This window comes from Bradyrhizobium sp. dw_411 (assembly GCF_018449695.1).
Taxonomy (GTDB): domain Bacteria; phylum Pseudomonadota; class Alphaproteobacteria; order Rhizobiales; family Xanthobacteraceae; genus Bradyrhizobium.
In genome coordinates this window covers 333,189-344,271 of sequence record NZ_JAAVUY010000008.1, presented here as the reverse complement: position 1 = coordinate 344,271, position 11,083 = coordinate 333,189, and the positions used below count along the sequence as shown (strand labels likewise).

The 11,083-nt window shown below is 61.8% G+C and carries 10 protein-coding genes; 2 read left to right on the top strand and 8 right to left on the bottom strand.

Going from position 1 to position 11,083, the window contains the following annotated elements; genetic code table 11:
- Window positions 1-451 (top strand): integrase core domain-containing protein (locus HB676_RS16605; RefSeq protein ID WP_213738909.1); only part of this gene is annotated, 451 nt, incomplete at its 5' end.
- 143 nt (window positions 452-594) lie between these two features.
- Here the strand turns inward: HB676_RS16605 and HB676_RS16600 are convergent.
- From HB676_RS16600 to HB676_RS16590, 3 genes are all read right to left on the bottom strand, one after another.
- On the bottom strand, window positions 595-2,013 hold the full coding sequence (locus HB676_RS16600; protein ID WP_213738908.1) for a TAXI family TRAP transporter solute-binding subunit: 1,419 nt from the start codon (window positions 2,011-2,013) through the stop codon (window positions 595-597).
- 73 nt (window positions 2,014-2,086) lie between these two features.
- Window positions 2,087-3,010, bottom strand: a complete 924-nt coding sequence (locus tag HB676_RS16595) for a glycerophosphodiester phosphodiesterase (RefSeq protein WP_213738907.1) — start codon at window positions 3,008-3,010, stop codon at window positions 2,087-2,089.
- Window positions 3,011-3,153: 143 nt separating this feature from the next.
- Window positions 3,154-3,975, bottom strand: coding sequence for a L,D-transpeptidase family protein (locus tag HB676_RS16590; protein WP_213738906.1), 822 nt, complete (start codon window positions 3,973-3,975; stop codon window positions 3,154-3,156).
- A 329-nt stretch (window positions 3,976-4,304) separates the two neighbouring features.
- Between HB676_RS16590 and HB676_RS16585 the strand changes: the two genes are divergently transcribed.
- Entirely contained in the window at window positions 4,305-4,628 is a 324-nt protein-coding gene (locus HB676_RS16585) for a hypothetical protein (protein ID WP_213738926.1), read from the top strand.
- Window positions 4,629-4,704: 76 nt separating this feature from the next.
- On the opposite strand, the gene HB676_RS16580 is transcribed toward HB676_RS16585, so the two are convergent.
- The 5 genes from HB676_RS16580 to HB676_RS16560 all read right to left on the bottom strand — a co-directional run bounded on the left by HB676_RS16580 (window position 4,705) and on the right by HB676_RS16560 (window position 10,933).
- Window positions 4,705-5,466 (bottom strand): ABC transporter permease, encoded by a 762-nt coding sequence (locus tag HB676_RS16580; protein WP_213738905.1) that lies wholly within the window; start codon window positions 5,464-5,466, stop codon window positions 4,705-4,707.
- On the bottom strand, window positions 5,463-6,386 hold the full coding sequence (locus HB676_RS16575) for an ABC transporter ATP-binding protein (RefSeq protein ID WP_213738904.1): 924 nt from the start codon (window positions 6,384-6,386) through the stop codon (window positions 5,463-5,465). The genes HB676_RS16580 and HB676_RS16575 overlap by 4 nt, the downstream gene beginning before the upstream one ends.
- 199 nt (window positions 6,387-6,585) lie before the next feature.
- Window positions 6,586-6,798, bottom strand: coding sequence for a hypothetical protein (locus HB676_RS16570; RefSeq protein WP_213738903.1), 213 nt, complete (start codon window positions 6,796-6,798; stop codon window positions 6,586-6,588).
- A 30-nt stretch (window positions 6,799-6,828) separates the two neighbouring features.
- Complete coding sequence (locus HB676_RS16565; protein ID WP_213738902.1) at window positions 6,829-7,953, bottom strand: DUF2336 domain-containing protein; 1,125 nt, start codon at window positions 7,951-7,953, stop codon at window positions 6,829-6,831.
- Between the two features lie 358 nt (window positions 7,954-8,311).
- Complete coding sequence (locus tag HB676_RS16560; RefSeq protein ID WP_213738901.1) at window positions 8,312-10,933, bottom strand: UvrD-helicase domain-containing protein; 2,622 nt, start codon at window positions 10,931-10,933, stop codon at window positions 8,312-8,314.
- Window positions 10,934-11,083 lie beyond the last annotated feature (150 nt).

Genomic DNA, 11,083 nt, shown 5'->3' with positions numbered 1-11,083 from the left:
AGCCAACAACGCGCCCGAGCAGCAGGCTCGCTTCGACGACTTCCGCCGCCATTACAATCAGGAGCGCCCGCACGAAGCGCTTGGCCAACGGCCGCCGGCGGAGGCCTATACCCAGTCCCCGCGCGCTATGCCGCCTCGAGCAGAAGACCCCTGGTATGATGCCGATCACGAGGTCCGGCGCGTCCGCAGCAACGGCGAGATCAAATGGAAGGGCGAGTTTGTCTTCATCGGCGAGACGCTGGTGGATGAACTCGTGGGCGTTGCTGAACTCAACACCGGCGACTACGTCGTGCGATTCTGCGACCTGGATATCGGTCTTATCGACCGTCGCGGGCTCTTCACCCGGTTCGCTCCGCCGCGTGAGGGGCTCCACGAACCGGGTGAAGAGCCCGCTAAACCCAAACTGTCGGGGATCATGCCGGTTCAAAATGTCGACAATCATCCCGGTTGAACCACAGATCGCGCTGGTGCGGAGGATAGACTTTCCCCCACCCGCCGCGCTCTGCGAGCGCGTCGACCTCCCCCGCAAGCGGGAGAGGTAAGTGAAGCTGCGGCCACCGAAGCTAATTCGACTGATTCCGCTCCAGCGCTAACCTAGCTCGCCCGCATTCGCGGAACGCCCGCGGCGGCGTTGATCGCCGCGCGGCGGTCGATCATGGCGTGACGGAATTGTTCGAGCACGAGTCCGTAGGCGGACAAATCACCTTCCTCGATCGCGCCGTCGTCGTAGCATTCCAGCGTTTCGCGCAGCAGCTCATCGGCCTCATGCTGCGCGGCATCGAGTTCCTCGATCGTGTCCATTTTACGAACCTGCGTGATCGCGGCCAACAACCTGTCGCGGTGCTCCGTCGTCAGCAGGCGTTCGTCCCGCTTGAGATAATGCCGCATCCAGGCACCGAGGGATCCGAGCGCGGAGAAAACCAGGATCGCGCCCCAGAAATAGTCGCTGTATTTATCGAGGAACGTCCGCTCGGTGCCGTCGATGTAAGCCGCCGCGCCCGGATGGGCCGGCAGCGCAGCATCCTTGTCGGTATCCGGTTTCTGGATCTTGGCGGCGTTCGGATCCTCGCGGATCAGCGAAGGCCGGACCGTAAACAGCGCGCGGATAAAGGCGCCGACCTCGGTTTCGGAGAGTGATTTGGGTGCAACGATCAGGTGATTGACGCCGACCGTGTCGATCTTGTCATCGGGTCTCGCCGGTGACGAGCTGAAAACGCTGCCGGGGATTTCCTCGGACTCATACAGCGGGTGCTTGTGTTCGATGGTCTCGGAAACCTCGATCGGCAGGAACGTCGGTTCGCCCCTGGCGCGCGCGGTTGCGCTGATGGCGTCCGCGGTGATCTTGCTGTCGAGCGGGCCGACCGTCATGAACGCATCGATGGTGGGATCGCGGACCATCTCGGCGACCTGGCTGGTGCTGAACTGGCTGACCGCGACCTTGTCGGGGTTGATGCCGGATTCGGTCAGGATGACGCGCAGCAGGGTGATATTGACCGGCGTCCGGCCGATCACGCCGACACGATGGCCTTCGAGATCGTCGATGCTCTTGACCTTCGGCTTGGCGTCTTTCTTCGGTGGCTTGCGCGCAGATGTGGAAGAAGTTGACGCGGGAGGAGGAGCCGGGGCCGACCACAGCACCACCACGTTCTTGCGCAGGATCGCGACCGTCTCGGTGCCGTTGGGCAGGTCTTCATCGGCGCGAACGACCGCCAGATCGGTTTTCTTGCCGCGCAGCAGCTCGATGCTTTCGACCGGGCCGGCAGTCGTAATCAGCGTAAGCCGCACCGACCGCGACTCACGGGCAAAGATTTCGGACAGCGCCTGAATCACATTCTGGTCGGCGCTGCCGGACGGGCCCACCGCAATACGCAGCGTGGTTGGCCGCGTCACCAGGAACACCGTGGCGGCGACGGCGGCGAACAGCAGCAATCCGGCGGCCAGAACCAGAAACGGCGAGCCGCCCTTGCGTCGCCGCGCAGATGTGTCGGCGTTCAAGCCGTCTGATGTGGACATAGGGCCGCCAAGCTACGAATGATCCAACGGACCGGGAATTTTAGCATGCTTCCTTGCGCCGGTCCCGGGTCATCTAAGGCGTGACCGGCGATCCCACCGGCAAGGCGAGGCCCTTGTCGCCGGCGATCTGGCGCAGAACATCAGGATGATCCGAGATAACACCGTCCACGCCCATGTCGATCATGCGCGCGATATCGGCCGGCTTGTTCACCGTCCACACCACCACCGGGATGCCGAGGCCGTGGGATTCGGAGATCAGCGCGGGGGTGACGTCGCCGAAATAGGGCGACCAGATCGCGCCGCCTGCGGACTTGATCGCGCGCGGCAGCGAGCCGCCGTGGTCGACCGGGTTAAAACCCGCGGTCCAGTTCGAAGCCTTGTCCAGAAATACTGTTGCGCCCTTTCCCGATTGCAGGGTCAGGTAAACCGTCGGTATCGCCGGATTCATCTTCTGGACTAACTGCAGCGTGCGCCAGTCGAACGATTGCACCATGACGCGGTCGGTGAATTTCTCGGCCTGCAGCAGATCCAGCAACAACGTGACGAAGCGCTCCGGGTCCGGCGATTCCTGCGGGTGGTTGGGGTCGATCTTGGTCTCGATGTTGAAGCGCACATCGCGGTTGCCGGATTTGCGCACGAGGGCGAAGAGTTCCTTCAACGTCGGTATCCGCGTCCCCGGCACCGCATGCTGATCGGGGAATTGCCTGGCATAGGTGCTATCGGGGCGAATTTGCCCAACGTCGTATTTTTTGACGTCTTCCAGCCGCAACTGGACAAAGGGAATTCCGGGCGGCGCGACATAGGCGCCGTCGGGGCCACGGGCGAGGTCGGGGTTGAGCCCGCGTTCATGGGAGACGACGATCGCCTGATCGCTGGTAACGCCGATATCGAGCTCCAGCGTATTCACGCCCATCGTCAGCGCGTTGGCAAACGATGACAGCGTATTCTCGGGAAACAGCGCGCGTCCGCCGCGATGGGCTTCAAGGTCGAACGCCATAACGCCCCCGCTTATCGAACACCAAAGCGCGGCAGCGATTGCGAAGGTGCGGATGGCCGCCATGATCACCAACGAGGTTTAGCAGATAAAGAACGCGCCGAACCCGGAGGGACCGGCGCGCAGAACAGAAAGTAGGCGTCCCGCTAGTCATACCCGCGCTGATAATACGGTCTGGGCGCATAGACCTGCGGGGCATATTGCGGCTGCTGATAGTAACCGCGGTTATCGTAATATTGCTGCTGCTGGTAGACCTGCGCGTCATAGACGCGCCGGCTGCTGCGTGGTGCCGGATAACGCGCGTCGCTCGAGCTGCCGTCGGCCGGATAGATATAGCCGTCATCGACTTGAGGCCGCGTGGCCTGCGCCTGCGGCACGATCTGGCGCGGCTGCGGCGCCAACGCGACGGCACCGCCGTTCGCATCATATGGTGATTGGTATTGCTGGGCAGAATCCTGTCGAGTTAAGTCCAGTTGGGTTGGATCGCGGCGCGCGACGGCAGCGGGACGGGTTCTCTGGGGATTGCGCGCCAGCGCGACCTGCGAAGAGCCGGTCAGCGTCACGGTGGTGTTGAGCACGCCTTGTTCCTGCACCAGCGCATAGAGCGTGGTGGCGTTGGCGCGTGAAAGCCGCACGCAGCCGTGAGAAACCGGCGTACCGAGCCGGCCTTCGGATTCGGTGCCATGAATGGCGTGGCCGGCCTTGGTGAAGAAGATCGAGTGCGGCATCGGCGCGTCGTCGAATTCCTTGGAGTAATGATCTGCCTCCATGCGGAAGGTGCGAAACGAACCGTTCGGCGTCTCATGCGAGGGATTGCCGGTCGAGACCGGCCACTGGTAGCGTGCGACGCCGTCAACCGCGACGGTCAGCATCTGCGCATCCTTGTCGACGGTGATGGCGACTTTGGCCTGCGCGGTGCCGGTGGCGAATAGCAGCAGGCTTGTAACGGCAATGAGGAAGGAACGCATTTTACTTTGTCCTCCAAGTTACTTAACAAGTTACCTGGGCCTCCAGGCCTTGAATATTAACGCCGCCGCGCTCTCCGTCCCCACATGGAATATGCCTGAAATGCAGCTCTGGTACCAGTGGGGCGTCGGTCCATCGTTAATGTGGAGGCGGGCGCAAACATGGCCGAGCGGGGGCTGAATCTGGCGCGGGCGTTAATTTTCCGTCAGATCAGCCGTTCATCTGATTGCGAATGCGTCAGGGAGGAGGCAACCTTTTTGTCACACCGGCGTTATACATATCCATCCTGTCGTGTCATACGACCCATCACCAAGGAATTGAGATGAACAAGATGAAGACCACTGGGACTAAAGTAGCCTCGCTGCCGGCACCTTCTCCGGCGCGGCTTTATCTTGCCGGTGCGGCCTTGGCGCTCGCGCTGCTTGCGGTCCCTCATGCCGGCCACGCGCAGGGCATCGTCCGTGGCGCGGAGCAGGGTGGTTATGAAGGTAACCGGATTGCCGGACCGGTCGGCGGCGTGGTTGGTAGCGCAGTCGGCGCCGGCGTCGGCGGCGCGGTCGGCGCGGTAGATGGCATTCTGGGCATTCCCTATCGCGGTGGTTACCGCTGTCGCGGCTATTACAACCGCTACGGCCACTTCCGCTGCTATCGGTGATATCTTGTCGTCATTCCGGGTTCGATGCTTCGCATCGGCCCGGAATGACGGTTACCCGCCCACGCGCTTGCGCGCGTCAATTCTTCAGCCGGTAGCCGGTCTTGAAGATCCACCACACCGCGATCATGCATAGCGCGAGAAACGACAGCGTGATGGCGATGCTGAGGCCGACGCTGACGTCGGCGATTTCATAGAAGCTCCAGCGGAAACCGCTGATCAGGTAGACCACCGGATTGAGCAGCGTCAGGGTGCGCCAGCCCGACGGCAGCATATTCACCGAGTAGAAGCTGCCGCCGAGAAAGGTCAGCGGCGTCACCACCAGCATCGGGATCATCTGCAGCTTTTCGAAACCGTCGGCCCAGATGCCGATGATGAAGCCGAACAGGCTGAAGGTCACGGCCGTGAGCACCAGGAATGTCAGCATCCACACCGGATGATGGATTTGCAGCGGCACGAACAGGCCGGCGGTGGCGAGGATGATCAGGCCAAGGACGATCGATTTGGTCGCGGCGGCGCCGACATAGCCGAGCACGATCTCGAAATAGGAGACCGGCGCCGACAGCAATTCGTAGATCGTGCCGACGAATTTCGGAAAATAGATGCCGAACGAGGCGTTGGCGATGCTCTGCGTCAGCACCGACAGCATCACCAGCCCCGGCACGATGAAGGTGCCGTAGCTGACGCCTTCGACCGAGGTGATGCGCGAGCCGATCGCAGCACCAAACACCACGAAATACAGCGAGGTCGAAACCACGGGCGAAACGATGCTTTGCAGCAGCGTGCGCCAGGTGCGCGCCATTTCGAACTTGTAGATTGCGCCGACAGCCCGGTAATTCATGGCGCCCTCACCAGGCTGACGAAGATGTCTTCCAGCGAACTCTGGCTGGTGTCGAGATCATAGAACCGGATGCCGGCGTTGCGGACATCGCCCAGAAGACTGGTGATGCCGGTGCGTTCGCCCTTGGTGTCGTAATTGTAGGTCAACTCATTGCCCTGATCGGACAGTTCGAGATTGTAGGCCGCAAGCTCGGGCGGAATTTTATCGATCTTGCCTTGCAGATGCAGCTTCAGGTGTTTCTTGCCGAGCTTCTGCATCAGGTTCGCCTTGTCCTCGACCAGGACAATCTCGCCCTTGTTGATGACGCCGACCCGGTCGGCCATCTCCTCGGCCTCTTCGATGTAATGCGTCGTCAGGATGATGGTGACGCCCGCCGCCTGCAGCGTGCGCACCACTTCCCACATGCCCTTGCGCAATTCGACGTCGACGCCGGCGGTGGGTTCATCGAGAAACAGGATCTGCGGCTCGTGCGACAGCGCCTTGGCGATCATCACCCGGCGCTTCATGCCGCCGGACAATGTGACGATCTTGGAATCCTTCTTGTCCCACAGCGAAAGGTCCTTCAGCACCTTTTCGATATGGGCGGGGTTTTTCGGCTTGCCGAACAGGCCGCGGCTGAAGCTGACGGTTCCCCATACCGATTCGAACGCATCGGTGTGCAATTCCTGCGGCACCAGACCGATCAGGGAGCGCGCGGCGCGGTAATCCGTACTGATATTATGGCCGTCGACGGTAACGCGGCCTTCGCTGAGGTTGGCGATCCCGCAGATGATGCTGATCAGCGTGGTCTTGCCGGCCCCGTTCGGTCCCAGCAGCGCAAAAATCTCGCCGCGCTGGATCTCGAGATTGATGTTTTTCAGCGCCGTAAAGCCGGAGCCATAGGTCTTCGACAGATTTGAAACGGATATGATCGATGGCATGGTCGATGCGACGGCCTGATTTCAATACGGGGATAAGATAACGCGGCGCTCGGGCCTGCGCAGGGGCGGGTAACTACAGATAAGCACGCCTTAACCATCCTGCAAGCGCCGGTGCGAGGTCAGGCGGAGATCCTAAAAGTGGGATTTGCCGGAGATCCCGCTTGTCGGGCAGGAACCAATTCGCCTGTGTCGCCGCGCTTTAACTGAAATATTCGACGATGATGTGCAGGTCGAACGGCGAGGCGGGCCGGCCGTTGAGGCTCGCATCGATAACCCGCCGGCAAACTTCGACGGTCTGGTGATCGCCGAGATCGTTTGCGGCTTCGAGCACCATCCAGGCCGCATCCAGCGGCTGGTCGGCCGCCGGCTCGCTGGAAGCACGCCCAGCCTTGCCGATTACGAAGTTGTTCATGGCGGATGTCCCGGCGCCGGTTTCAGGAACTTAGTGCACGGCGAGCGCAGGCTGGCGCTTCACTTCGGACTCGGTGCCTCCGCCGGTCTTGCGCGTTTGGTAGAATTTCAGCACGCTGCGCGAGGTCGCGACATTGAGACGGCCGTATTCGGCTTCTGTGTCCTTCAGGTCTTTCGCGGTGATGCGATGATCCTTGGCCCCGAGAAAAAGCAGCGACATGGTCGTTGCCCATGAAAAATCCAGCGCCTTGGCCAGGATCAGCAGCATCTCGCGGTTCTTGTCCAGCACGGCGCGCTCGATCACGTCGACCGGCAACGCGCACAGCAGCGACAGTCCGATGGTGACTTCCTCGAGCTTGTGGAAACGCGCATAGCCGGAAATGCTGGTCTCGTTCAGATTGCCCTGCTTGTGCTGCGTCATCACCACGCGCTTGGCGACGAAGTAGCTGCGCGACACCGGGCCGAATTTGGATTGAAGCTCGCCGGCGACATCGGTCACCGAGGTCTGGATGTCGCCGACCATCGAGGGACGCTCGCGTTCGAGCCGCTTTCGCACGTCGTCCGAGGCCTTGGCGATCAATTGCTGGAACACGTGCCGCGGAATGTCTTTGCGCAGACCGAGTTGCTCGGCGAGAATGGAATCGCCTTCGGCGCGCTGGATCATGTGGAGAAAGCCGAAATCCGAAAACCGCGCACCGTCATTTTTCGCAACCGATTTCACGACCTCCTGGTCGCCGCGCGTCACCAGCACGTCGGTGACGGACTCGTCGAGCGATTTGCGCTGGGTGATCGCCAGCATATGCGACTGGTCCTTGGTGCAGACATTGGCCACCAGGGCATAGGGCTCGAGCCGCACGGAATCGCGCAGGATCGGACCGGCTACCTCGATCGAATCGTCAAAGGCGAGTTTGTGGATGATATTGACCGGGGCCTGGTCGAACCGCGCCAGTTGCTTGGCGAGCTGGGCGCGGGCCGCGACTTCAATCTCGTCGGCGAGGCGTCCGATGACCTCGCCGAAGGTCCAGATCTCGTCCTCGCTATAGCGGCCGGTGATCATCAGATCGGTGGTGTGCCACAGCGCCCGCGCGCGGCTTTCAGCGGTTCCCCGCTGGACGGCTTCGTCGAGATCCCGAAGAAACGATTTTTGTTCAGTCATTTTAACAGACCTTAAAGCCCGCGCAAAAACGCGCGGCAGCGAAATTCACGTGCATCATAGGCACGCACACGCAATTTTTCCGTAAAGGTTCCGCAGAAGTATTGCTTCTAAAAATTCGCTCAAATGCGATGCATTTCGTTAATCTTCCGTCGCAGCTCGCATCGGCGGCGCGCTCCCCGCAAGGCCTGGCAAAAACCAGGCGCGTGCGAGAAAAATGCAAGAAAAGCCTGAGGAAACAGAAGAAAAGGACCGGGGAAATTGCCATATTCCAAGCAGGTTTGGGAGAAGTAGAGGGGCTTCCGAGAGATTTCCAGCTACGCCCGGCTATGACGGAAAGCGAGCGGTTACCGCAGAAGCCCTACACCCGCTCCACAAAACTATCGACCACCTTCTTCTCGCCGGCCTTCTCGAACGCGATGGTGAGTTTGTTGCCGTCGATCTTGACGACGTTGCCGTAGCCGAATTTCTGGTGGAACACGCGGTCGTCGAGCGAGAATTCCGACACCGTGCCGGTGGATTTCGCGATCAGCTCGCCTTCGATGGTCATCGGCGCGCGCTTGGTGCGCGAGGATGAGTCATTGCGCGAATTCGAAAACGGCGACTGGCTTTCGTTGAAGCCGCCGCCGGCCTGTCCATTGCGTCCGCTCTGGTTGCGCGCACGGTTGGCCTGCGCGCGCTGCCAGCCCGGCGTCGTATAGCTGGAGCCGAAGGATTCCACATTGTCGAAGCGTGACGGGCCGTAGCCGCTGGCGCCGCCCCAGCCGGAGCCGCCCTTTGATTCGGTGATTTCGACATTGTGCGCCGGCAATTCGTCGAGAAAGCGCGAGGGGATGGTGGTCGACCAGGTGCCGTGAATGCGCCGGTTGGTGGCAAAATAGAGTTTGGCGCGGCGGCGCGCGCGCGTGAGGCCGACATGGGCGAGGCGCCGCTCTTCCTCGAGGCCGGCGCGGCCCTGTTCGTCGAGCGTGCGCTGGCTCGGAAACAGGCCTTCCTCCCAGCCGGGCAGGAATACGTTGTCGAACTCAAGTCCCTTGGCCGAATGCAGCGTCATCAACGACACCGCGTCGTCGTCGGAGCCGCCGTCGCGGTCCATCACCAGCGAGATGTGTTCGAGGAAACCTTGCAGGTTCTCGAACTCCTCCATCGAACGCACCAGTTCCTTGAGGTTATCGAGCCGTCCGGCGGCGTCGGCGGAACGGTCCTTCTGCCACATCTCGGTATAGCCGCTCTCGTCGAGCACGATTTCGGCGAGCTCGGTATGCGACACCACATCGCGCTGAACCCGCCAGCGCTCGAAACTGGCAATCAGATCGCGCAGGCTGCCGCGCGCTTTCGGTTTCAGCTCGTCGGTCTCGACCACGGCGCGGGCGGCCTCATACAGCGGAATCCGGCGCTTGCGGGCATGGTCGTGCAGCATCTGCACGGTAGCGTCGCCGAGGCCGCGCTTCGGCACGTTGACGATACGCTCGAACGCAAGATCGTCGGCCGCTGAGTTGATCACGCGCAAATAGGCCAGCGCATCGCGGATTTCGGCGCGCTCGTAGAATCTGGGACCGCCGATCACGCGATAGGAAAGACCAAGCGTGACGAAGCGATCTTCGAATTCGCGCATCTGGAACGAGGCCCGCACCAGGATCGCAATATCGTTGAGCTTGTTGCCGGCGCGCTGCAGCTCCTCGATCTCCTCGCCGATGGCGCGGGCTTCTTCTTCGGAGTCCCAGGAGCCGGTGACGGTGACCTTTTCGCCGTCGACATCCTCGGTACGCAGGGTCTTGCCGAGCCGGCTTTCATTATGCGCAATCAGATGCGACGCAGCGGCGAGGATGTGGCCGGTGGAGCGGTAGTTGCGCTCAAGCCGGATGACCTTGGCGCCGGGAAAGTCGTGATCGAAGCGCAGGATGTTGTCGACTTCGGCTCCGCGCCAGCCGTAAATCGACTGATCGTCGTCGCCGACGCAGCAGATGTTTTTGGGGGCGGAAGCTTGCGCCGTCATTCCGGGATGGTCCGAAGGACCAGACCCGGAATCTCGAGCGGAGTCCACGTTACCTCTAGATTCTCCGATGTGCGATTGCACATCGTAGCTCACGCCTTCGGCGTGCCCCGGAATGACGGGGGATGAAACATACCCCGGAATAATCGCCGATAGCGGCGCGCCCGGCTTGGCCGCCGGGGCCTGCGACAACAGCCGCAGCCACAGATACTGGGCGACGTTGGTGTCCTGATATTCGTCCACCAGAATGAACTTGAAGCGATGCTGATATTGCCGCAGCACGTCGGGATGTTCGCGAAACAGCCGGATGTTTTCCAGCAGCAGATCGCCGAAATCGGCCGCGTTGAGGATCTTCAGCCGCTCCTGATAGAGCGTATAGAGCTTGCCGCCGCGGCCATTGCCGAACACGGCGGCTTCGCCCGGCGGCACCTGCGAGGGCGTCAGGCCGCGGTTCTTCCAGCCGTCGATCAGGCCGGCCAGCATCCGCGCCGGCCAGCGCTTGTCGTCGATATTGTCGGCGGCCAGAAGCTGTTTCAGCAGCCGGATCTGGTCGTCGACATCGAGCACGGTGAAATTGGACTTCAACTGCACCAGTTCGGCATGGGTGCGCAGGATGCGTCCGCCGATGGAATGAAACGTGCCGAGCCACGGCATGCCCTCGACGGCCTGGCCGAGCATGTGGCCGAGCCGCAGCTTCATCTCGCGCGCAGCCTTGTTGGTGAAGGTGACCGAGAGAATCTCGCCGGGGCGGGCGCGGCCCTGGCTCAATATATGGGCGATGCGTGAGGTCAGCACGCGGGTCTTGCCGGTACCGGCGCCGGCCAGCACCAATACAGGCCCATCCAGGGTCTCGACCGCCTCGCGCTGTTCCGGGTTGAGCCCGGTCAGATATTGCGGGGTCGCGGCCGCCCGCGCACGCGCGGCAATGCCGCCAGCGGCAGGCTGGTGGTCGGGGACGCCGTGATGGGTCAGTTTGTTCGGCTCGGTCATATGCGAATCGTCTTGCGCCCACGATGGCACCGTGGGGCCCTGAAGGGGAGCCTTCATAGCAGGATTGAAGGGCATATAGGGCTTCGATGGCCGATTTGACAGGAGTTATCCCGTCACGACTGACGCCGCGATTTGGGCTGCCAGGCTCGG